Annotated in this window: 21 protein-coding genes and 2 pseudogenes; 7 read left to right on the forward strand and 16 right to left on the reverse strand. The window is 73.2% G+C overall.

Going from position 1 to position 22,219, the window contains the following annotated elements; translation table 11 throughout:
• Positions 1-17: 17 nt before the first annotated feature.
• The 3 genes from rocD to B1H29_RS31405 all read right to left on the reverse strand — a co-directional run bounded on the left by rocD (position 18) and on the right by B1H29_RS31405 (position 2,728).
• Positions 18-1,238 carry an ornithine--oxo-acid transaminase gene (gene rocD / locus B1H29_RS31395; protein WP_055420726.1) on the reverse strand — a complete coding sequence of 407 codons (1,221 nt, stop codon included), beginning with the start codon at positions 1,236-1,238 and terminating at the stop codon, positions 18-20.
• Positions 1,235-2,074, reverse strand: a complete 840-nt coding sequence (ddaH, locus tag B1H29_RS31400) for a dimethylargininase (protein ID WP_055420725.1) — start codon at positions 2,072-2,074, stop codon at positions 1,235-1,237. The genes rocD and ddaH overlap by 4 nt, the downstream gene beginning before the upstream one ends.
• Before the next feature lie 126 nt (positions 2,075-2,200).
• Positions 2,201-2,728 carry an Lrp/AsnC family transcriptional regulator gene (locus B1H29_RS31405; RefSeq protein WP_055420724.1) on the reverse strand — a complete coding sequence of 176 codons (528 nt, stop codon included), beginning with the start codon at positions 2,726-2,728 and terminating at the stop codon, positions 2,201-2,203.
• A 77-nt stretch (positions 2,729-2,805) separates the two neighbouring features.
• On the opposite strand from B1H29_RS31405, the gene B1H29_RS31410 reads away from it, so the two are divergent.
• Genes B1H29_RS31410 through B1H29_RS31425 form a run of 4 tightly spaced genes read left to right on the forward strand, consistent with a single transcriptional unit; the run spans position 2,806 to position 6,948 of the window.
• Entirely contained in the window at positions 2,806-3,564 is a 759-nt protein-coding gene (locus B1H29_RS31410) for a LytR/AlgR family response regulator transcription factor (RefSeq protein ID WP_055420723.1), read from the forward strand.
• Between the two features lie 3 nt (positions 3,565-3,567).
• On the forward strand, positions 3,568-3,927 hold the full coding sequence (locus tag B1H29_RS31415; RefSeq protein ID WP_055420722.1) for a hypothetical protein: 360 nt from the start codon (positions 3,568-3,570) through the stop codon (positions 3,925-3,927).
• Between the two features lie 28 nt (positions 3,928-3,955).
• Positions 3,956-5,734: a cation acetate symporter gene (locus tag B1H29_RS31420; RefSeq protein ID WP_055420721.1), complete on the forward strand. Its 1,779-nt coding sequence runs from the start codon at positions 3,956-3,958 to the stop codon at positions 5,732-5,734.
• Between the two features lie 8 nt (positions 5,735-5,742).
• On the forward strand, positions 5,743-6,948 hold the full coding sequence (locus B1H29_RS31425; protein WP_055420937.1) for a sensor histidine kinase: 1,206 nt from the start codon (positions 5,743-5,745) through the stop codon (positions 6,946-6,948).
• 25 nt (positions 6,949-6,973) lie between these two features.
• Here the strand turns inward: B1H29_RS31425 and B1H29_RS37725 are convergent, their stop codons facing one another.
• The 6 genes from B1H29_RS37725 to B1H29_RS31450 form a co-directional block, all read right to left on the reverse strand.
• Positions 6,974-7,144 (reverse strand): hypothetical protein, encoded by a 171-nt coding sequence (locus B1H29_RS37725; RefSeq protein ID WP_107095351.1) that lies wholly within the window; start codon positions 7,142-7,144, stop codon positions 6,974-6,976.
• 13 nt (positions 7,145-7,157) lie between these two features.
• A complete protein-coding gene (locus B1H29_RS31430; RefSeq protein ID WP_234393137.1) occupies positions 7,158-8,771 on the reverse strand; it encodes a septum formation family protein in 1,614 nt (537 codons plus the stop codon).
• Positions 8,772-8,829: 58 nt separating this feature from the next.
• The gene (locus tag B1H29_RS31435; RefSeq protein ID WP_055420720.1) at positions 8,830-9,780 is read right to left on the reverse strand and encodes a cytochrome c oxidase assembly protein; all 951 of its coding nucleotides are present in this window, start codon (positions 9,778-9,780) and stop codon (positions 8,830-8,832) included.
• A gap of 156 nt (positions 9,781-9,936) precedes the next feature.
• Positions 9,937-10,962 (reverse strand): 6-phosphofructokinase, encoded by a 1,026-nt coding sequence (locus B1H29_RS31440; protein ID WP_055420719.1) that lies wholly within the window; start codon positions 10,960-10,962, stop codon positions 9,937-9,939.
• Positions 10,963-11,153: 191 nt separating this feature from the next.
• The gene (locus tag B1H29_RS31445; protein WP_055420718.1) at positions 11,154-11,882 is read right to left on the reverse strand and encodes a type 1 glutamine amidotransferase; all 729 of its coding nucleotides are present in this window, start codon (positions 11,880-11,882) and stop codon (positions 11,154-11,156) included.
• Positions 11,883-11,905: 23 nt separating this feature from the next.
• Positions 11,906-13,144 carry a Mur ligase family protein gene (locus tag B1H29_RS31450; RefSeq protein ID WP_055420717.1) on the reverse strand — a complete coding sequence of 413 codons (1,239 nt, stop codon included), beginning with the start codon at positions 13,142-13,144 and terminating at the stop codon, positions 11,906-11,908.
• Positions 13,145-13,313: 169 nt separating this feature from the next.
• Here B1H29_RS31450 and def point away from each other — a divergent pair, with 169 nt between their 5' ends.
• Positions 13,314-13,853, forward strand: a complete 540-nt coding sequence (gene def / locus B1H29_RS31455; RefSeq protein WP_055420716.1) for a peptide deformylase — start codon at positions 13,314-13,316, stop codon at positions 13,851-13,853.
• A 151-nt stretch (positions 13,854-14,004) separates the two neighbouring features.
• Here def and B1H29_RS31460 read toward each other — a convergent pair whose 3' ends face one another.
• On the reverse strand, positions 14,005-14,661 hold the full coding sequence (locus tag B1H29_RS31460) for a TetR family transcriptional regulator (protein WP_055420715.1): 657 nt from the start codon (positions 14,659-14,661) through the stop codon (positions 14,005-14,007).
• A 169-nt stretch (positions 14,662-14,830) separates the two neighbouring features.
• Between B1H29_RS31460 and B1H29_RS31465 the strand changes: the two genes are divergently transcribed.
• On the forward strand, positions 14,831-16,057 hold the full coding sequence (locus tag B1H29_RS31465) for an acyl-CoA dehydrogenase family protein (protein WP_055420714.1): 1,227 nt from the start codon (positions 14,831-14,833) through the stop codon (positions 16,055-16,057).
• On the opposite strand, the pseudogene B1H29_RS31470 reads toward B1H29_RS31465, so the two are convergent.
• The 6 genes and pseudogenes from B1H29_RS31470 to B1H29_RS31495 form a co-directional block, all read right to left on the reverse strand.
• Positions 16,054-16,320: pseudogene (locus B1H29_RS31470) on the reverse strand (cupin domain-containing protein); the annotation flags it as partial. The gene B1H29_RS31465 and the pseudogene B1H29_RS31470 overlap by 4 nt on opposite strands.
• Positions 16,321-16,421: 101 nt before the next feature.
• Positions 16,422-16,658, reverse strand: coding sequence for a DUF6213 family protein (locus B1H29_RS31475; RefSeq protein ID WP_055420713.1), 237 nt, complete (start codon positions 16,656-16,658; stop codon positions 16,422-16,424).
• A 25-nt stretch (positions 16,659-16,683) separates the two neighbouring features.
• The gene (locus tag B1H29_RS31480) at positions 16,684-18,069 is read right to left on the reverse strand and encodes an NADP-dependent succinic semialdehyde dehydrogenase (RefSeq protein WP_055420712.1); all 1,386 of its coding nucleotides are present in this window, start codon (positions 18,067-18,069) and stop codon (positions 16,684-16,686) included.
• 106 nt (positions 18,070-18,175) lie between these two features.
• Complete coding sequence (locus B1H29_RS31485) at positions 18,176-18,655, reverse strand: NUDIX domain-containing protein (protein ID WP_055420711.1); 480 nt, start codon at positions 18,653-18,655, stop codon at positions 18,176-18,178.
• Positions 18,652-20,193 (reverse strand): ATP-dependent DNA ligase, encoded by a 1,542-nt coding sequence (locus B1H29_RS31490; RefSeq protein ID WP_055420934.1) that lies wholly within the window; start codon positions 20,191-20,193, stop codon positions 18,652-18,654. Before B1H29_RS31490 ends, B1H29_RS31485 begins: the two co-directional genes overlap by 4 nt.
• A gap of 342 nt (positions 20,194-20,535) precedes the next feature.
• Complete coding sequence (locus B1H29_RS31495) at positions 20,536-21,483, reverse strand: NAD(P)/FAD-dependent oxidoreductase (protein ID WP_055420933.1); 948 nt, start codon at positions 21,481-21,483, stop codon at positions 20,536-20,538.
• Between the two features lie 77 nt (positions 21,484-21,560).
• On the opposite strand from B1H29_RS31495, the pseudogene B1H29_RS31500 reads away from it, so the two are divergent.
• A pseudogene (locus tag B1H29_RS31500) lies at positions 21,561-22,136 on the forward strand (helix-turn-helix domain-containing protein).
• The last annotated feature ends 83 nt before the right edge of the window (positions 22,137-22,219 follow it).

Genomic DNA, 22,219 nt, shown 5'->3' on the forward strand with positions numbered 1-22,219 from the left:
GGCACCTCGGGACGGGGTCAGGACGTCAGGACCTTCTCCAGCGTCCCGAGCGCCCCTTCCAGCTCGGCACCGCTGACGGTCAGCGGCGGCGCCAGGCGGATCGTGGAGCCGTGCGTGTCCTTGACGAGGACGCCCTCGCGCATCAGCCGTTCGCTGATCTCGCGTCCGGTGCCGAGCGCCGGGTCGACGTCGACACCCGCCCACAGCCCGCGCGCGCGGAAACCGACGACGCCCCTGCCGACCAGGGCGGTGAGGCCCTCGCGCAGCACCGTGCCCAGCTCGTCCGCCCGGCGCTGGAACTCACCCGTCTCCAGCAGCTCCACCACCGCCGTGCCGACCGCCGCCGCCAGCGGGTTGCCGCCGAACGTCGACCCGTGCTCGCCCGGGTGCAGTACACCGAGCACCTCCCGGCTGCCGACCACCGCCGACACCGGGACGATGCCGCCGCCCAGCGCCTTGCCGAGCAGCACCACGTCCGGCACCACCGACTCGTGCTCGACGGCGAGGGTGCGTCCCGTGCGGCCGAGGCCCGACTGGATCTCGTCCGCGATGAACAGGCATCCGGCCCGGCGGGTCAGCTCCCGCACACCCGCCAGATAGCCGTCGTCCGGGATGTTGACCCCCGCCTCGCCCTGGATCGGCTCGATCAGCACGGCCGCCGTCGTCTCGTCGACCGCCGCCTCCATGGCCGCCAGGTCGTTGTACGGGACGACCCGGAAGCCGGGGGTGAAGGGGCCGAAGCCGGAGCGTGCCGTCTCGTCCGTGGAGAAGCTCACGATCGTCGTCGTACGGCCGTGGAAGTTGTCCGCCGCGACCACGATCGTCGCCCGGTCGGCCGGGACGCCCTTCACGTCGTACGCCCACTTGCGGGCCACCTTGATGCCGCTCTCCACCGCCTCGGCGCCGGTGTTCATCGGCAGCACCATGTCGGTGTCCGTCAGGGCGGCCAGCCGCTCCGCGAAGGACGCGAGCCGGTCGTTGTGGAAGGCCCGCGAGGTCAGCGTGAGCCGGTCGAGCTGCCGGTGGGCGGCCTCGATCAGCGCCGGGTGACGGTGGCCGAAGTTGAGCGCGGAGTACCCGGCCAGCATGTCCAGGTAGCGGCGGCCCTCCACGTCCTCGACCCACGCGCCCTGCGCACGGGCCACGACCACGGGCAGCGGGTGGTAGTTGTGCGCGAGGACGGGCTCCTCCGCGCGGATGAGCTCCTCGGAGCCTCGGGTGCGGGCGGGTGCGGTCATGAGCGGATCTCCCGGATCTCCTGGGTGCAGCACTTGATGCCGCCACCGGCCTTGTGGAACTCGGACAGGTCGACGGGGACGGGGACGTAGCCGAGGCCGGCGAGCCGGTCGGCGAGTCCCCCGGCCCCGGGCGAGATGAACACGTGCCGGCCGTCGGAGACGGAGTTCAGCCCGAACGCCATGGCGTCCTCGCGGGTGGCGGTCACCGCGTCCGGGTAGAGCCGCTCCAGCACCTCACGGCTGCCGGGCGAGAAGGCCCCGGGGTAGTAGGCGATGTTCCCGGCGGACCCGTCGTCCCCGTCGTCGAGCACGAACAGGGCCGTGTCCAGATGGTAGAAGTACGGGTCCACGAGGGTCAGCGAGATCACCGGCACGCCGAAGAACTCCTGCACCTCGCGGTGCGCCTCACGGGTCGTACGGAACCCCGTGCCGGCCAGGATCCAGCGGCCGGCCGGGACCAGGTCGCCCTCGCCCTCGCAGACCGCCCCGGGGTGGTGGACCTCGAAGCCCTCCGTCTTGAACCACGCCTCGTAGGGCACGGACTCGGGACGGCGCTCGGGCGCGTGGAAGTGGGAGCCGAACACCCGGCCCTCGACGACGACCGCGCAGTTCGCGGCGAAGACCATGTCGGGCAGACCCGCAACGGCTCCGATGGTGTCGACGGTGTGGCCGTGGGCCCGGTAGGTGCCGACCAGTGCCTGCCACTGGTCCAGGGCGCGGATGACGTCGACCGGCCGGTCGCGGCTCATCCAGGGGTTGATCGCGTACTGCACGGCGAAGTGTCTGGGTTCGCAGACCAGGAAGCGCCGCCGGCGCGGCACACGGGATTCGGGCACAGAGGGGTTCCTCCGCTTCCTGACGGACTGTGACTGAGGGATGACACCACGGTAGAAAGCGAAGGAGACAGACGACAAGCGACAAGGGCTGCGTGTTCGCGCAGGATCGCTGCGTTCTCGGCCAGGTCAGCGCACGTCTGCTGCGCCCTCGGCCGCTCCCGGTGGCGTGCCTTCGGGCGCCGGATGGCTCGCGCCGGCCTCCGGAGCGTCCCGGATCAGGTGGGACAGCACCATCACGCTGATCGTCTTCCGGATGAACGGCTCGGCCCGGATCCGCTCCAGCACCTCCTCGAAGTGCTCCACGTCCCGCGCCCGCACGTGCAGCAGCGCGTCCGCCCCACCGGTCACCGTCATCGCCGCCGTGATCTCCGGATAGCCGCGCGCGACCTCCGCCAGCCGCCTCGGCGGGGCCGCCCCCTCGCAGTACACCTCCACGTACGCCTCGGTGCGCCAGCCCAGCGCGGAGGGCCGCACCGTCGCCGTGAACCCGGTGATCACACCGGTCTCGCGCAGCCGGTCCACCCGGCGCTTGACCGCCGTCGAGGACAGCCCGACCTCCGCGCCGATCTCGGCGAAGGACGTCCTGGCGTTCGCCATCAGGGCGGTGACGATCTTCCGGTCGAGTTCGTCGAACGGCGTGGGCCTGCTGTTCATGCGGGCACTGTATCCAGCGGGTACGTCCACGCCGGGCACGTGTGCAGGCGCACGGATTACTCCTACACTCCACCTTCATGCTGCGCGCCCTGGCTGTCGACGACGAACGCCCCACGCTCGAGGAACTCGTGTACCTGCTGAACGCCGATCCCCGCATCGGCACGGCGGAGGGCGCGGGCGACGCGACCGAGGCGCTGCGCCGCATCAACCGCGCCCTGGAGTCGGGCCCCGACGGGCCGGACGCCATCGACGTCGTCTTCCTCGACATCCAGATGCCCGGCCTCGACGGACTCGACCTCGCCCGGCTGCTGACCGGGTTCGCCCGGCCGCCGCTGGTCGTCTTCGTCACCGCGCACGAGGACTTCGCCGTCCAGGCCTTCGACCTCAAGGCCGTCGACTACGTCCTCAAACCCGTCCGCAGGGAACGGCTCGCCGAGGCGGTGCGCCGCGCCGTCGAGCGCCGGGGCACCACGACCGCCGCCCCGCGCATACCCGTGCACGAACCCGACCCCGACCACATCGCCGTGGAGCTCGGCGGCGTCACCCGCTTCGTCCCCGTCGAGGACATCACCCACGTCGAGGCCCAGGGCGACTACGCCCGCCTGCACACCGACCGGGGCAGCCACCTCGTCCGCATCCCCCTGTCCACCCTGGAGGAGCGCTGGCGCGCCCGCGGCTTCGTCCGTATCCACCGCCGCCACCTCGTCGCCCTGCGCCACATCGGCGAACTGCGCCTGGACGCGGGCACCGTCAGCGTCCTGGTCGGCGGCGAGGAACTCCAGGTCAGCCGGCGACACGCCCGCGAACTGCGGGACCTGCTCATGCGGAGGCCGTGAGTCATGCCCCAGGACCCCACCGAACGCCGCGTCACCGTCACCGGTCCGCCCAGGCGCACCGGCCGGGCCTCCGGCTACTACCGCCCGCGCACCGAGATCGACGAGCAGACCACCCTCGGCCACACCTACGTCCGCTCCCTCATGCGCAGCCAGCTCCGCGCCGGCCTCACCGTCTTCGCCGTCCTCGGACTCCTCGTGGGGCCGCTCCCGCTGCTCTTCGCGGCGATGCCCGGCGCCCGCCGCCTGGAGTGGGCCGTCCTGGGCTTCGGCCTGTACGCCCCGCTGGTCCTCCTCGCCCGCTGGTACGTGCGCCGGGCCGAGCGCAACGAACGCGACTTCGTGCGCCTCGTCGAGGACCGATGACCTTGCCGGACGAGGCCGTGAAGACACCATGAACTCCAGCTACGCCATACCCGCCGTCGCCCTCGTCGTCGTCGCCACCGTCCTCGTCGGCGCCTTCGGCCTGCGCATCTCCCGCACCACCTCCGACTTCTACGTCGCCTCCCGCACCGTCGGCCCCCGCCTCAACGCCGCCGCCATCAGCGGCGAGTACCTCTCCGCCGCGTCCTTCCTCGGCATCGCGGGCCTGGTCCTGGTCCAGGGCCCCGACATGCTCTGGTACCCGGTCGGCTACACCGCCGGCTACCTGGTCCTGCTGCTCTTCGTCGCCGCCCCGCTGCGCCGCTCCGGCGCCTACACGCTGCCCGACTTCGCCGAGGCCCGGCTCGCCTCACAGGCGGTACGGCGGCTCGCGGGGGCCTTCGTCGTGGGCGTCGGCTGGCTGTACCTGCTGCCCCAGCTCCAGGGCGCCGGACTGACCCTGACCGTGCTGAGCGGGGCCCCCGACTGGCTGGGCGGGGTGATCGTCGCCGTCGTCGTCACCGCCATCGTCGCCGCCGGCGGCATGCGCAGCATCACCTTCGTCCAGGCCTTCCAGTACTGGCTGAAGCTCACCGCCCTGCTCGTCCCCGCCCTCTTCCTGGTCCTCGCCTGGCAGGGCGACGGCGCCCCCGGCCGCCCCTTCGAGGAACCCGCCACCTTCCGCGAGCAGCGCTCCGTCCGGGTCGACGACGGCCTCACCCTCAAGCTCGACCGGCCGCTGACCGTCACGGTCGACGGCACCGTGGACGGCCGAGCCCACGACGGCACCCGGCTCAGCCTGCCCGCCGGGACCCACCGCATCGAGGACGGCACCCGTCTCACCTTCGCCGAGGACACCCCGGTCCCGGCCGCCGGACGCGGCGCCGACGACGCCCTGTCGCCCTCCCGGGCCGAGAGCCGCACCGAACGCCCGCTGTACGCCACGTACGGACTGATACTCGCCACCTTCCTGGGCACCATGGGCCTGCCGCACGTCGTGGTCCGCTTCTACACCAGCCCGCACGGCGTCGCCGCCCGCCGCACCACCGTCGCCGTGCTCGGCCTGATCGGCGCCTTCTACCTGCTGCCGCCCGTCTACGGTGCCCTCGGCCGCCTCTACGCCCCCGAGCTGACCCTCACCGGCGACGCCGACGCCGCGGTCCTGCTGCTGCCCGACCGGGTGATCGGGGGAGTGGGCGGCGACCTGCTCGGGGCGCTGGTCGCGGGCGGTGCCTTCGCCGCGTTCCTGTCCACCGCGTCGGGGCTGACCATGGCCGTCGCGGGCGTCCTCACCCAGGACGTGCTGCCGTCCCGGGGCGTACCGCACTTCCGGCTCGGCACCGTCCTCGCCATGGCCGTGCCGCTGGCGGCGAGCGCGCTGGTCGGCGGGCTGCCGGTCGCCGACGCCGTCGGGCTCGCCTTCGCCGTGTCCGCCTCCTCCTTCTGCCCGCTGCTCGTCCTCGGCATCTGGTGGCGGCGGCTGACCCCGCCCGGCGCGGCGGCCGGGATGCTGGTGGGCGGCGGCTCCGCCCTGCTCGCCGTCGCCGCCACCATGGGCGGCTTCCCGGGCGGCGGCGGTGCGCTGCACGCGCTGCTGGCCTGGCCCGCGCTCTGGTCGGTGCCGCTGGCCTTCCTCACCATGGTGCTGGTCTCCCTGGCCACCCCGGGACGGGTACCGGCCGGGACGGCGGCGATCCTGGCCCGCTTCCACCTGCCGGAAGAGCTCCGCGCGGACGAACTGCGCACGGAGGACCTGCGCAGGGACGAACTGCGTGCCGCGCGGGACCTGCGCGAGGAGGCGACCGGGTGAGCGGCTCCATGGGCGGTTTCCTGGCGGGCCTGGTCGTCGCCGTGCTCCCGCTGCTGGCCGCGGGCTTCTGGCTGGGGCGGCGCACGGCCCGCCCGCAGAACCTCGGCGGGCTCGGCACGCCCGTCGAGCACGCCACCTTCCAGACCCTGCACACCGCCTCCCTGGCCACACCCCCGCTGCGGGCGGGCCTGACCGAGGAGACCGCCGGCAAGTCGGCCCGCAAGCTGCGCTCGCTGCTCGGCACGGACGCGCTGTGCCTGACCGACCTCGAGGAGGTCCTGGTCTGGGACGGCGTGGGCGCCCACCACCGCGCGGAGATCATGGAACGCCTCGCCGGCCCCCTGGAGACCGGCCGCGGCGAGGCCTTCCCGCTCACCTGCGACACCCCCGACTGCGCGGTGCGCTGGGCGGTCGTCGCCCCGCTCACCGTCGACGACCGGGTGCACGGCGCCCTCGTCGCCTGCGCGCCCCGCGAATCCGCCGTCCTGGTCCGCGCCGCCGGCGAGGTCGCCCGCTGGGTCTCCGTCCAACTGGAGCTGGCCGACCTCGACCAGTCCCGCACCCGGCTCATCGAGGCCGAGATCAAGGCCCTGCGCGCCCAGATCTCCCCGCACTTCATCTTCAACTCGCTCGCGGTGATCGCGTCCTTCGTGCGCACCGACCCCGAGCGCGCCCGCGAGCTGCTCCTGGAGTTCGCCGACTTCACCCGCTACTCGTTCCGCCGGCACGGAGACTTCACGACCCTCGCCGACGAGCTGCACGCCATCGACCACTACCTGGCGCTGGTGCGGGCCCGCTTCGGCGACCGCCTCGCCGTCACCCTCCAGGTCGCCCCCGAGGTGCTGCCGGTCGCGCTGCCCTTCCTCTGCCTCCAGCCGCTCGTGGAGAACGCCGTCAAGCACGGCCTGGAGGGCAAGACGGACCGGTGCCGCATCCAGATCACCGCGCAGGACGCGGGCGCCGAGGCCCTGGTCGTCATCGAGGACGACGGCGCCGGCATGGACCCCGGCCTGCTGCGCCGGATCCTCGCGCGCGAGGTCAGCCCGTCGGGCGGCATAGGACTGTCCAACGTCGACGACCGGCTCCGCCAGGTCTACGGAGACGACCACGGCCTCGTCATCGAGACGGCCGTCGGCGCGGGCATGAAGATCACGGTCCGGCTGCCGAAGTACCAGCCGGGCGTGCACTCGGCGGGCCGGCTCGGCCGCGAGTGATGCGTCGGGCGCCCCGGCGTGGGGCTCAGGCGCTGCGCGTGGTCACCAGCCCCAGCGTGATCAGACCCAGAACGACCCAGCCGAACCACAGCCAGCCGTTGCTTCCGAGCGCCACCGTGTAGGCCGTCACCGCGACCAGGCCGCCGATGGTGAGCGCCCCCATCGTCTTCGTGGAACTGTCCGTGGAACCGGGCATCGCAACACCCTCCTCATGGTCCGTTCCCCTCCATGGTGCCCCCGTTCTGCCTCCGTACGGTGCAGACGGCAAGATGTGAGCCGGATTTCCAGGCCCCCGCGGCCGTCCGGGAACCGGCCTCGTACAGGGAGGGGTCGAATCCGTAGTCCCGCGGCGGCACCTCGCGCGCACACGCCCGGTCCGCCGCCGCGGGCGCCCCGGCGAGCGTGACGTCGGAGGGCAGCCGGGTGAACCCGAGCACCTGGGCGTCGTACCGGCCCGCGCAGGGCACCAGCCGGGCCTCGCGCGCGGAGCGCACGTCCAGGCAGTCCCGGCGCTGCATGGTCGCGGTGTCCGCGAAGACCGAACCCGGTTCGCGGTGCCGCCCGAGCGGCCCGTACACCGGCCCGTGCACCCCCAGCACCAGGCACGCCGTACGCCCCCGGGCGGTCTCGAAGCCGTCGTCGGCCGGGACGACCGCCACGCTGCGCACTCCGGCCAGCCGGGCCCGGGCCTCCCTGGTCCGCTCCTCGCACCGCGCCGGTCCCAGCTCGCGGGCCTGTTCGGCGGAGGAGGCGGGCACGAACGCCATCACCTGGCCGTCGGGCGCCGGGCCCCGGCAGGCCGGGTCCGCGGTGAGGCGCGGCGTCCCCGCGAACCGCGTACCGCCCGGCCAGTGGGCGCGCACGCAGTCCCCGTCCTCGAGCGGTGCCGCGAGTCCCACGGTGTCGCCGTACGGCGTCCCGGTCCCGTCGGCCGCCCGGCCGGCGAGGGCGTACCAGACGCCGCCCAGGGCGAGGACCAGACCGAGCCCGCCGGCCAGGGCGGCCCGCAGGGCCCTCGGACGCCGGCGCCGGTGCCCGGTGGTGGCGGCAGCCTGCCGATCGGCGGGGGCGGCCGGGCGGGACCCGGGTGTGGGCGCCGCTGACCAGGGCGGCCGCGATCCCGGGTCGGTCCGCGGCCGGGCGTACGTATCGGTCTGCGGCGTGACGATCCACGCCAGTTCCGCCTCCGCCTCGGCCACCGTGACACGCGGCCCCGGGGCTCCGCCGAGCAGTCTCGCCAGCAGGGGCCCCAGCGCACCGGCGCGTACGGGCACCTCCCGGTCGGAGGGCTCGCGGCCCTCGACGGCGTAGTGGAGCGTGCGGCCCAGCGCGAGGAGACCGTCACCGTCCCCGGGCCCGGCGGCGACGTGGTCCAGGAGCAGGATCCTGCCGTACGGCGCGCCGCCGCGGTCCGGCGCCAGCAGGATGTCGGCCGGCCCGACACGCCGGTGCGGCACACCCGGCTCGTGCCCGGCGGCCGGCGCGTGGAGCACGGAGAGCACGGCGAGCCCGATCCGGGCGCAGTCGGCCGGGGCCAGCGGACCGCGCCGGGCCACCAGCGCCCTCAGGTCGACGGCGCCCGCCACGTACTCCATGACGGTCCACGGCACGCCTTCGTGCTCCACCACGTCGTGAACGGCCACCACGTGCGGATGACCGGGCGGCGGTGGCACGTCCCGGGCACCGGTGCCGGCGGCCTTGAGCGCGACCTCGCCGCCCAGCCGCTGATCGTGCGCGAGCCACACCCGGTCCGACCCGCCGTCGCCGAGCGGGCGCAGCAGCAGATAACGGCCGGCGACGACCCGGCCCACGTGACGTGTCATACCGCTCCCCCCGGGCGGTTGCCCCGACGCGCCACATGCTACTGAACGAAACCGCCGGTCAGCCGCCGCGTGTGTTCAGTGAGGCCAGATAGGCGTTGTATGCCGCCAGTTCCTTGTCGCCGTCGCGGTCGGCGGCCCGGTCGGTGCGCCGGGCCTGCCGCTCCTCGGAGGCGTACCACTGGAACAGCAGCGCCAGCAGCACGAGCACGGACGGGACCTCGCTGAAGGCCCAGGCGATGCCGCCGGCCGCGTTCTGGTCGGAGAGCGCGTCGATGCCGAGCGAGGCGGGCGGGTTCCTGAACGTCTCGACCATGGGGGAGGACGCCATCATCAGCGCGATGCCGAAGAACGCGTGGAACGGCATGCCGGCGAACAGTTCCAGCATCCGCATCAGGTAACCCGGCCGGTGCGGGCCCGGGTCGACGCCCATGATCGGCCAGAAGAACACCACGCCGACGGCGAGGAAGTGCACCATCATCGCGATGTGCCCGGCCTGGGAGCCCATGAGGAAGTCGAAGAGCGGGGTGAAGTACAACGCGTACAGGCTCGCGATGAAGAGCGGGATGGTGAAGGCGGGGTGCGTGACGATCCGCATGTAGCGGCTGTGCAGCAGCATCAGCAGCAGTTCGCGGGGGCCCTTGCGGCCCCGGCCGGCCGTGGGCAGCGCGCGCAGGGCCAGGGTGATCGGGGCGCCGAGCAGCAGCAGGATCGGCGACACCATGCTGATCACCATGTGCTGCACCATGTGCACGCTGAACATGACCATGCCGTAGTCGTTGAGCCTGGTGCACATCATCAGCCCGATGCTCAGCACACCGACGACGAAGGACACGGTCCGGCCCACCGGCCACTTGTCGCCGCGCCGGGTCAGCCGGACGACGCCCCAGCCGTACAGCGCCAGGCCGAGAAGACAGGCGATCAGGAAGAAGGGGTCCGCCGACCACGCGAGACCACGCCCCAGCGTGAACGGCGGCAGATCCATCGTCATGCCGTGCCCGCTGTGATCCATCCGCCGGCTCCTGTTTCGTGGGGGTTGAGCGCGGTTGAGCGCCGTCTGTCCGGAGCAAGACTAGAACCGCCCCCGGCGACATTCGTCACCGGGGGCGGCACTGCGGCGCGGGCCCGCCGCGAACCCCTGGGCCGAGCTGTCAGCGGCCGGCCGGGTTCAGAGAACGCACTCCGCCTCCGCGTACCGCGCGTCCGGCACCGTCTTCAAGGACTCGACCGCGTCGGCGAGCGGCACCGTCACGATGTCCGTCCCCCGCAGCGCCGTCATCCTCCCGAACTCGCCGCGGTGCACGGCCTCCACCGCGTGCCATCCGAACCGCGTGGCCAGCACCCGGTCGTAGGCCGTGGGCGTCCCACCGCGCTGGACGTGCCCGAGGATCACCGGCCGGGCCTCCTTGCCGAGCCGCTCCTCCAGCTCGATCGAGAGCTGGCGGGCGATCCCGGCGAAGCGCTCGTGGCCGTAGACGTCCTTGCCGCCCTCGTCGAAGTCCATCGTGCCGGCCTTCGGCTTGGCGCCCTCCGCGGCCACCACGATGGCGAACCGCTTGCCCGCCGAGAACCGCTCGCCGACCTTCGCGGTCAACTCGTCGATGTCGAAGGGCCGCTCCGGCACGACCACGGCGTGGGCGCCGGCCGCCATGCCCGAGTGCAGCGCGATCCAGCCGGTGTGACGCCCCATGACCTCGACGATCAGCACCCGCTGGTGGGACTCGGCGGTGGTCTTCAGCCGGTCCAGGGCCTCGGTGGCGACGGTCACGGCCGTGTCGAAGCCGAAGGTGACGTCGGTGACCGCTATGTCGTTGTCGATGGTCTTGGGCACGCCCACGATCGGCAGGCCGTTGTCGGAGAGCAGCCGGGCCGCCTTCAGGGTGCCCTCGCCGCCGATCGGGATGATCGCGTCCAGGCCGAGCTCCTCGACGTGTCCCCGGGCGCGCTCGACGCCGTCCCGCAGATGCTCGGGACGGACCCGGGAGGAGCCGAGGATGGTGCCGCCGCGCGCCAGGATGCCACCGACGGCGTCCAGGTCGAGCTTGAGGTAGTCGCACTCCAGGAGGCCCTTCCAGCCGTCCCGGAAGCCGATGACCTCGTCGCCGTGGTCGACGACGGCGCGGTGCACGACGGACCGGATGACGGCGTTCAGGCCGGGGCAGTCGCCGCCGGACGTGAGGACACCAATGCGCATAGCCCGAAATACCTTCTCAACGTGGCACGGGTCCGGACCGCGCTGTCCGGCTCGATCCCCGCCACCCTAGCGGCATCGGGGGGCGGGACCGAACCGTGCGTCCGCCTACTGGACGTGCCCGCTCACCTGTGCGGACGAGTCATCAGACGGGCCCGTCCGCGGAGGCCGGGCAGGCCGCCGCGCGGCTGTGTCTAGGCGGGCTGCTGGGCGGCGGCGATGCGCTCGGTGCGCAGCGCCTCGTACCAGCGGTCGTCGGTCGGCGGCAGCGCGTTGACGTCGAGGGCCAGCTTCAGCAGCAGGTCCGCGATCTGCGGGTTGCGGGCCAGCACCGGACCGTGCATGTACGTGCCGAAGACCGTGTCGTTGTACGCGCCCTCGGTGCCGTCGCCCGTGCCGTTGCCGTTGCCGAAGCGGACCTGGGCGAGCGGGCGGGCGCCGGGGCCGATGTGGGTGACGCCCTGGTGGTTCTCGAAGCCGGTCAGCGGCGGCAGGCCCAGGCGCGGGTCGATGTCGCCGAGGACGTCGCCGACGCACCGGGCGCCCTCGCCGCGGGTGGAGACCACGTCCAGCAGGCCGAGGCCCGGCTCGCGCTGGCCCAGGTCGTTGATGAACTCCTGGCCCAGGATCTGGTAACCGGCGCAGACGGAGAAGACGATCGCGCCGTTCTCCACCGCCCGGTACAGGCCCCCGTCACGGCGCAGCCGCTCGGCGGCGAGCCGCTGCGGGCGGTCCTCGCCGCCGCCGATCAGGTAGATGTCGCCGGAGGTCGGGATCGGCTGGTCGCTGCGCACGTCGAGCCGGGCCACGTCGAGGCCGCGCTGCCGGGCCCGGCGCTCCACGACCAACGCGTTGCCCTGGTCGCCGTAGGTGCTGAGGAGGTCCGGGTAGATCCAGACGATCCGCAGTTGGTTGTCGCTCACGAAAGTCCCCTGAAGTCTCGCGGTCAGTTGCCGACGCGGCGGCGCAGGTCCTGGAAGGCGGTGTAGTTCGCGATGACCTCGACACGTCCCGGCGGGCAGAGCTGCACCGCCTGGTCGAGGTCCTCGCACACCTGGAACTGCTGGTTCGCGACCTCCAGGCGCACCGCGAGGTCCAGCTTCCGGTCGCCCACCACGCAGATCGGGTGGCCGGTCAGCCGGGTGTAGTCCACGTCCCACAGCCAGGACGTGTCGGTGCCGTCGGCGCCGCGCGCGTTCACCGAGAGGATCACCGGGGCCGGCGGCGGGTCGATCAGGGAGAAGGTCTCCAGCCAGCCCGCCGGGTTCTTGGCGAGCAGCAGACGCAGGTCACGCCCCTGGAACTGTACGACGTCGTAGCGCCCGGCGACCGCCTGCACCTGGTACATGCGCTCCAGGGCGACCTGCGGCGGCACCCCGAAGACGGCGGCGACGGCGGCCGAGGAGGCGGCGTTGGCCTTGTTGGCGCGCCCCGGCAACTGGAGGTGGATGGGCCAGGCGGAGCCGTGCGGGTCGAGGACGTGGTCGCCGGACAGGGCCCAGCTCGGCGTGGGACGGCGGAAACCGCACTCACCGCAGAACCAGTCGTCACCGGGGCGCTGCATCACACCGCCGCAGGACGGGCAGGACCAGGCGTCGTCCTTCCACATCTGCCCGGCGGCGACCCAGATCACGTTGGGGGAGGAGGACGCGGCCCACACCACCAGCGGGTCGTCGGCGTTGGCGACGATCACGGCCTTCGAACCGGTCAGGCCCTCGCGCCAGTTCTCGGCGAGCATCCGGGTCTCGGCGGCGCGGTCCAACTGGTCACGGGAGAGGTTGAGCAGCGCGATGCACTTCGGCTCGGTGGCCTGGGCGACGCCGACGAGGTACTTCTCGTCGACCTCGAGGACGCCGTACCGGGACTCCGCGCCGGCGGCGAGCGCCGAGGTGATGCCGGCCGGCATGTTGGCGCCGAGGGCGTTGGACACGACCGGCCCGGCCGCCTTGAGCGCCTCGGCGATGAGCCGGGTGGTGGTGGTCTTGCCGTTGGTCGCCGAGACGAGGGTCACGTCCAGATGCTGGGCGAGCCTGGCGAGGAGGTCGGGATCGAGTCGCAGCGCGACCTTGCCGCCGATCACCGAACCGCTGCCGCGCCCCGCGGCACGAGATGCCGCCGCGACCGCCTTGCCCGCGGTCACGGCGATCTTGGCCCGGGGCGTGAGCGGGTCCGAGTTGCCTGCCATCAGTTCTCGATCCTCCTTGCGTACGCGCCGCGCCTGAAGCCTGACGGCCACGTGGTGTGGACCTCAGCCTATCGAGATCCGTTCGCACTCCCGAATCGCGGCACCGGCCATGGGGTTTTGGCGGTGGGCGCGGACCGCCCGGGGACACAGGGACCTTACTCTTGCCGCCATGCGACACGGCTCCATCCCGGGCGCCCACGGGCGCGTCCGACCCCTCAGCCTCCTGGGCGACCCCGTCCTGCACGCGCCCTGCGCCGAGGTGACGGGCTTCGGTCCAGAACTCGCGGCGCTCGTGGAGGACTTGTTCGCGACCATGTACGCCGCCCACGGGGTGGGCCTGGCCGCGAACCAGATCGGCGCGCCACTGCGCGTCTTCGTGTACGACTGCCCGGACGACGAGGACGAGCGCCATCTCGGCCACGTGGTGAACCCGCGGCTCGTGGAGACGGGCGGGGTGGTGGTGCGCGGGCCGGAGGGCTGTCTGTCGCTGCCGGGGCTGGAGGCCGGGACCGAGCGTCACGACGAGGCGGTCGTGACGGGCTTCACGGTGACCGGGGAGCCGGTCACCGTGCGCGGGACGGGGTTCTTCGCCCGGTGCCTCCAGCACGAGTGCGATCACCTGGAGGGCCTGGTGTACGCCGACCGCCTGGCCGGCCGGCGCCACCGGAAGCTGACGCGGCAGGTGGCGCGGACGTCCTGGCGCCGCTGAGCGCGCCGGCCGGGGAGGGGCTTCGCCGGCGGTCTCGTCGGGGCGGTCGCACCGGAGGGGCTGTGCCGGAGGGGTTGTGGCCGGCGGGGCTGTGCCGGCGGGTGGCGCCGCCGCACGGGCACGTACGGTCCGCGGACACCGCCCGCGGCCGTCAGAAGCCCGGGCCGCCCGCCTTGTCGCCGGCCGCGGCGAGGCGGCCCCACAGCAGGTCGGCGAGGCTGCGCACCAACTCCGCCCGGGAGCACGGGCGTTCGCCCAGCCACCAGTCTCCGGCGGCGTGCATCATACCGACGATCCCGTGCCCCCACACCCGGGCGAGCTGCTGGGTGCCCGGCCCGACGTCGAGGCGCTCCTCGATGACCTGGGCCAGTTCCTCGCCCATGCGGCGCAATAGCGGAGCCGAGTGCTTGCCGACGTCGAAGCCCTGGTCGGCCTGGTCGCCGGGTGTGGTGGTGCCCTCCGCCGGATGCATCAGGAAGCGGTACACCTGCGGGCGTGCCTCGATCGCCGCCAGATAGGTGTCCAGGGTGGCCTCGACGCGTTCCCGCCGCTCCGCCGGTGCGTCCAGGGCGGCCCGCAGCGATGCGAGGAGGGCGTCCGTGTGCCGCCTGGCCAGGGCGGCGTACAGTCCGCTCTTGTCGCCGAAGTGGCGGTAGAGGATCGGCTTGGTGATGCCGGCCTCGGCGGCGATGGCGTTCATCGAGGCCTGTGGGCCGTCGCGCAGCACCACCCGGTCGGCGGCCTCCAGCAACTCGCGCCGTCTGCGGTCGGCGGACCGCTGCTGATCGGTCCGCTGCGTGGTGTCCATGTGCTCTCCCCACCCGTGCTGGTTCGGTGACGCCTGCGCAAACTAACACCCGACGGGCGTCGGACATCGAACGGGAGGGCGACGGGGCCTCGGGAGTTGACTTTTCCTACTAACCGGTAACAGACTCGGGTTACCGCAAGTAACATGCACGTGCGTCACTGGAGGGGACATGGCCGAGTTCACCATGGAGCTCAACGACGAACAGAAGGAGGTCCGGGACTGGCTGCACGGCTTCGCGGCCGACGTCATCCGCCCCGCGGCCGCCGAATGGGACGAGCGTGAGGAGACTCCCTGGCCGGTCATCCAGGAGGCCGCCAAGGTCGGCATCTACTCCCTCGACTTCTACGCCCAGCAGTACTTCGACCCCACCGGCCTCGGCATTCCCATGGCGATGGAGGAGCTGTTCTGGGGCGACGCCGGCATCGCCCTGTCCATCGTCGGCACCGGCCTGGCCGCCGTCGGCGTCCTCGCCAACGGCACCGAGGAGCAGATCGGCACCTGGATCCCCCAGATGTACGGCGACGCGAACGACGTCAAGGTCGCCGCGTTCTGCTCCTCCGAGCCGGACGCCGGCTCCGACGTGGCGTCCATGCGCACGCGGGCCGTGTACGACGAGGCCAAGGACGAGTGGGTCCTCAACGGCACCAAGACCTGGGCGACCAACGGCGGCATCGCCAACGTCCACGTCGTAGTCGCGGTCGTCGACGCGGAGCTGGGCTCCAAGGGCCACGCCTCCTTCATCGTCCCGCCGAACACGCCGGGGCTGTCCCAGGGCCAGAAGTTCAAGAAGCACGGCATCCGCGCCTCGCACACCGCCGAGGTGATCCTGGACAACGTGCGCGTCCCCGGCTCCTGCCTGCTCGGCGGCAAGGAGAAGCTGGACGCCCGCCTGGCCCGCGCCCGGGAGAAGGCCCAGAAGGGCGGGGGGCGTGTGAAGAACGCGGCGATGGCCACGTTCGAGGCGTCACGTCCGGCGGTCGGCGCGATGGCGGTCGGCACCGCACGCGCCGCGTACGAGGTGGCCCTCGAGTACGCCCAGACCCGGGAGCAGTTCGGGCGGCCGATCATCGACAACCAGGGCGTCGCCTTCCAGCTCGCGGACATGCGGACGTCCATCGACGCGGCGCGGCTGCTGGTGTGGCGGGCCTCGTGGATGGCGGTCAACGGCAAGCCGTTCACGGCGGCCGAGGGATCGATGTCCAAGCTGTTCGCGAGTGAGACGGCGAAGAAGGTGACCGCCCAGGCGATCCAGATCCTGGGCGGCAACGGCTACACCCGGGAGTACCCGGTCGAGCGGATGCACCGCGACTCCGCGATCTACACCATCTTCGAGGGCACCAGCGAGATCCAGCGGCTGGTGATCGCGCGGACCCTGGCGGGGATGCCGATCCGCTAGGACGGGCCAGGACGGGCCAGGGCGGGCCAGGGCCGGCCCTGCCGGCGCCTGAGCGGCGTCGACTGCTCGACGCCGTACCTGGCCCTCAGCGCCTCGATGGCCTGGTGGTCCACAGGGCCGCCCTCGACGAGCATCTCCAGAAGCCTCGAAGCAGTGTTCGTGGCCCGGGGGCGGGCTCGCCCGGAAGAACATCCTGGCGGGCTCGCCCTTCGGGTTCGCGAAGGCGTGGGGCAGTCCGGGGGTACGACGATGACCGGGCCCGGCCTGCTTTCCGGGGGCCTCACCCGCCATCACTCACGGGGGCGGCGATCTCTCGCCGGGCTACTCCTCCCGGGGACCGGGCGGGCGCAGGGCGCGACGGGCGTCAGGAGGACTGGCCGCTGCTGTGGGCGATGCACGCCACGTCGATCCGGTCGGCCAGTTTGGCGAGCTCGATGGTGAGGGCCGCGACCGTGTCCTCGTCCAGCGTCTCCTCGCCGGCCTCCACCAGCCGCAGCCATCGCCCGCCCACGGTGCGCAGAAGCTTGCTCACGTCGGACGCGGCGACCTGCAAGGTGCCGCGGTCGTCGACGATCAGAGGCAGGGTCACTTCGCGGTTCACAAAGGGGATCGTAGTCGCGGAAGGCTCACGCTCCGTGCCATACGGTGGTGATGTTGCAGAACTCCCGGATTCCGTGCCCGGACAGCTCACGACCGTAGCCCGACCGCTTGACCCCGCCGAACGGGAACGCCGGATGGGACGCCGTCATCCCGTTGACGTACACGCCGCCCGCCTCCAGGTCCCGTACGAAGCGGTCCACGTCGGTGTCGTCGCGCGTCCAGACGTTGGAACTGAGCCCGAAGTCCGAGTCGTTGGCGATCAGCACCGCCTCGTCCAGGTCGGCCGCGCGGTACAGCGTGGCGACCGGGCCGAAGGCCTCCTCGCGGTGGATGCGCATCTCACGCGTCACGCCGGCCAGTACGGTCGGCGGGTAGTACCAGCCCGGGCCGTCGGGGCGTTCGCCTCCGCACAGCACGGCCGCCCCGCCGCGTACCGCGTCGTCGACCAGCTCCACGAGGTCGTTCACGCCCTGCTCGCTGGAGAGCGGGCCGACCTCGGTGTCCTCGTCCATCGGGTCGCCTACCCGCAGCGCCCGCATAGCCTCGGTGAAGCGGGCGGCGAAGGCGTCGTACACGTCCGTGTGCACGATGAACCGCTTGGCGGCGATGCAGGACTGCCCGGCGTTCTGCGTGCGCGCGGTCACCGCGACCTCGGCGGCCCGGTCGACGTCGGCGGACGGCATCACCACGAACGGGTCGCTGCCGCCCAGCTCCAGCACCGTCTTCTTGATCATCTCCCCGGCGGTGGAGGCGACCGCGCGGCCGGCCGGCTCGCTGCCGGTGAGGGTGGCGGCCCGCACCCGCTCGTCGCGCAGGATGTCGTCCACGGCGGCGGAACCGATCAGCAGCGTCTGGAAGCAGCCCTCGGGGAAGCCCGCCCGGTGGAACAGGTCCTCCAGGTACAGGGCGGTCTGCGGCACGTTCGAGGCGTGCTTGAGCAGCCCGACGTTGCCCGCCATCAGCGCGGGCGCCGCGAACCGGATCACCTGCCAGAGCGGGAAGTTCCACGGCATCACCGCGAGCACCGGTCCGAGCGGCCGGTAGCGGACCAGGGCGCGGGAGGCGCCGGAGTCCTTCACGTCCGCCTCGGCGGGCTCCTCGTCGGCCAGCAGCTCCGCCGCGTGATCGGCGTACCAGCGCATGGCCTTGGCACACTTGGCGGCCTCCGCGCGGGCCTGCTTGATCGGCTTGCCCATCTCCGTGGTGATGACCTGCCCGATCTCCTTGCGGTCCGCCTCCAGGAGATCGGCGGCCCGGCGCATGAGGCCGGCCCGCTCGTAGAACCCCGTGGTCCGGTACGTGCGGAAGGTGGCCTCCGCGAGCTGGAGCCGGCGCTCGATCTCCTCCTCGCCCATGGCCTCGTACGTCCTGAGCGTCTCACCGTTCGCCGGGTTCACCGTCGCGATGGGCATGGCCGACCTCCCTGGGTGCGGACTCGTGCTTCGACCTTGGCGTGCGGCGCGCAGTGCCGCAACGCGGACGGGTCTGGTCCGGGTTCCGCTCGCTGCTCGTCACTCGTCATCCGTCGCCTTCTCGTCGGTGCGAGTGCTCAGCCAGCCGGTCGAGAAACGCGGCCTGCGCCTTCACGATCACCTCGCGCGCCCGGTCCACGGTGAACCACGCCACCCGGTCCAGTTCGGGGAACTCCACGGTCCGCCCCGACCTCGGCGGCCACTCCATGCCGAACGTGCCGGGGACGACCGCCGCCGGATCGAGGTCCGCCTCGACGGCCCAGACCGTGACGACCTTCCCGCCCGCCTGCCGGACCTCGCCGAGCGGGACGGCCTCGCCGTCGGGCGGCGGCAGCCCCAGCTCCTCCTCGAACTCGCGCCGGGCCGCCTCCCAGGCGGGCTCGTCGGGGCCGTACTCGCCCTTCGGGACGGTCCACGCGCCGGCCTCCCGGCGGGCGTGGAAGGGGCCGCCCATGTGGCCGAGGAGCACCTGAGGTTGCCGGTCGGGGCCGCGCCGGTACAGCAGGAGGCCCGCGCTGCGCCTCACGGGGCCGCCTCGGGGTGCGTGGCGAGCAGGGCGTCCACCGTGTCCGCCTCCTCGGGGCGCTTGTCCTCGCGGTAGCGGAGCACGCGGGCGAAGCGGAGGGTGACACCGGCCGGGTACCGGGTGGAGCGCTGGAGGCCGTCGTAGGCGATCTCCACGACGAGTTCGGGGCGTACGGTCACGCCCCAGCCGTGCTCCTCCACGGCCAGCTCCCTCAGACGCCCGGTCTGCCAGGTCAGCAGCGCGTCGGTCATGCCCTTGAAGGTCTTGCCGAGCATGGCGAAGGAACCGTCGGCGGTGCGGGCGCCGAGGTGGAGGTTGGAGAGCTTGCCGGTGCGGCGGCCGTGGCCCCACTCGGCGGCCAGCACGACCAGGTCGAGCGTGTGGACGGGCTTGACCTTCAGCCAGGACGCGCCGCGCCGGCCGGCGCTGTAGACGGCGTCGAGCCCCTTGACCACGACACCCTCGTGACCGCGCTTCAACGTCTCGGCGAGGAACTCCTCGGCGGCGCCGGTCTCCGCGGGCCCGCGGACCAGCGTGCGCCGCACCCGGGCCGGCTCGGGGACCAGCCGGGCCAGCTCCGCGTGCCGCTCGGTCAGCGGCAGGTCCAGCAGGTCGCGGCCGTCGACGCAGAGCGCGTCGAAGAACACGACGGAGACGGGCACGGCCCGCGCGGCCGTGGCGACGTCCGTGCGGGAGCCGACCCGCCCGGCGGTCTCCTGGAAGGAGCGGGGGCGTCCGCCCTCGTCGAAGGAGATCACCTCGCCGTCCAGGATGAACCGCTCGCCGGGCAGCGCGAGGGCGGCGGCGGTGACCTCGGGGAGCCGGTCGGTGATGTCGTCCAGGGTGCGGGTGTAGAGCCGTACGGCGTCGCCGTTCCGGTGCACCTGGACCCGGATGCCGTCCAGCTTCTCCTCCACGGCCGCCGCGGCGCCCAGCCTGCCGACCGCCTCGGCGACCGAGGAGGCGCTGTGGGCGAGCATCGGCAGGACCGGCCGGCCGACGGTGAGCCGGAACCGTTCCAGGGCGTCCGGCCCGTCGGCGAGCAGGGCCTCGGCCACCGTCTGCAGCGAGCCGGCGAGCATCACCGCCCGCCGTACGTCCGCCGGGGGCGCGCCGGTCGCCGCGGCGAGGCCCTCGACGGCGGCCGCGTCCAGGGCGCCCTGCCGGACCTCGCCGGTGAGCAGCCCGACCAGGAAGCGCTGCTCGTCCGCGGTGGCCGCGCCCATCAGCTCGCCGACCAGCCGGGTCCGCTCGGCCTGCGAGCCCGCGCCGGACACCGCCGCGAGCCGGGTGAGCCGGACGTCCACCTCCCGGACGGTCAGGGTGGGCTCGGTGGCCGGTTCGACCGGGCGGGCCAGCACCTTCCAGCCGACGCCGATCCGGCCCTGGGGGAGCCGTCCCGCCAGATACGGGATGACGACCGGCACGTCCGCCGCCTCCGCCTCCCGGAACAGCTCCGCGAGCAGGGCGGTCTTCCGGGACCGCGCCGAGATGGCGGCGACCTCCCGGGACACCTGGGCCAACCGGGCAAGCAGCATGCAGCCATGGTGCACCGGGGAGCGCCAGGACACACCCCGCGGATGGTCCGCCGCGTCGGCCCGCGCGGCGACCGACGCCATGCCCGTCGGAGTGCCCGCCGGGTGCTTGGGCCTTGGGCCGGTCCGCGGCTCCGGGCGGTCGGTCGTCGGGTGCTCGTGTCGCCGGGTGGCGGTCGAGCGTCGGGCCGCCTCCGGGATCCGCCCGGCGGTCCGTGCCAGGGGCGCGGTACCGGGCGCGGCAGGCTCCCCTGCCGGAAGGGCGGGGGCGAGGCAACGCACCCGCCTCCCCGCCCCGTCGATCCGGCGGCACCGCGGCGTTTCCGCGGCCCTCCCGTGGCGCCCCTAGCCGGCGATGGCCGCGTCCAGGTCCGACATGACCAGGTCGCCGACGATCGCCGACGCCGCGCGGTAGCCGCCGCTCGCCGCGTGCACGACCTGCTCCGCGAACCCCATCGCGTTGCCGGCGGTCCACACGCCGGGCACGCTGGTCCGGCCCGTCGGGTCCACCACGGGGTACGCGCCGAACGGGGTGTCCCGCAGCTCGGCGCCCAGCCGCTCCATCAGGCCGGTCTGCGGTACGGCCTCGGGGCCGACGAACACCACCGAGCGGTCGTGCGCCGTGCCGTCCGCCAGCCGGACCCCGGTGAGCCGGTCGTCCTCGACCCGCAGGGCGGCGACCTCACCGGGCACCACCTTGACCCCGGCCGCGGCGAGCCGGCGCAGGTCGTCGTCGGACAGTTCCTCCTCGGGAACCGTGTGCAGGAACAGGGTCACGTCGTCCGACCAGTTGGACACCATCAGCGCCTGGTGCACGCCGAGCGGGCTGGTGGCGAGGACGCCGAAGCTCTGGTCGCGCACCTCCCAGCCGTGGCAGAACGGGCAGTGCAGCACATCCCGGCCGAACCTCTCGGCGACACCGGGCACCGCCGGCAGCTCGTCCCTGAGCCCGGTCGTGACGATCAGCCGGCGGGCGTGCACGGTCCGTCCGCCGGCCAGCTCCACGGCGAAGTCCTCGCCCCGCGCCACGTCCACCGCCCGGTCGCGGACGAGTTCCACGCCGTACCGGGCGATCTCCTCCCGGCCGAGCGCCAGGAACTCGGCCGGCGACATGCCGTCCCGGGTCAGGTAGCCCTGCATGTGGTCCGAGGGCGCGTTGCGCGGCTCACCGGCGTCGACGACCAGGGTGCGCAGCCGCGCCCGGCCCAGGACGAGCGCGGCGGACAGCCCGGCCGCACCGCCGCCGACCACCACCACGTCGTACTCGCCGGTCAGGTTCTTGTTCTGGGTCACGGTGACCACCTCCACGTAGAAGGTCGCTCGGACGGCGCGGGATTGACAAATACATTTGCCGGTTCTGCAATAAAGACATGACTGCAGACGACGTTCTCGCCGGTGTCGGACCGAGGCTCCGCCAGGTGCGCAAGGAGCGTGAGGTGACCCTGGCGGCGCTGTCCGAGACGACCGGGATCTCGGTGAGCACCCTGTCGCGGCTGGAGTCGGGCCTGCGCAAGCCGAGCCTCGAACTGCTGCTCCCGATCGCGCAGGCCCACCAGGTGCCGCTGGACGAACTGGTCGGCGCCCCGCCGGTCGGCGATCCCCGGGTGCGTGCCAAGCCGATCGTGCGCCACGGCCGCACCCACTGGCCCCTCACTCGTCAGCCGGGTGGACTCCAGGCGTTCAAGGTGCTGGAGCCCCGGCGCCAGGACGAGCCGGACCCGCGGACCCATGAGGGGTACGAGTGACTGTACGTCCTCTCCGGCCGGCTGCGGCTCGTGCTCGGCGATCACGACGTGGTGCTGTCGGCGGGGGAGGCGGCCGAGTTCGACACGCGGGTGCCGCACTGGTTCGGGTCGACGGGGGAGGGGCCGGTCGAGTTCCTCAGCCTCTTCGGGCCGCAGGGTGAGCGTATGCACGTACGGGCGCGGCCCTCGGCGCAGCCGTGACGGCCCGTCGGCCCGGTCGTGGCGGTCCGTCCCTCCGGGTATTGCCGTGGCCCGGTCCCGGTGGTTCTCCGCCGGTCGCGCCG

It is taken from the genome of Streptomyces pactum (genome assembly GCF_002005225.1).
Classification (GTDB): Bacteria; Actinomycetota; Actinomycetes; order Streptomycetales; family Streptomycetaceae; genus Streptomyces; species Streptomyces pactum_A.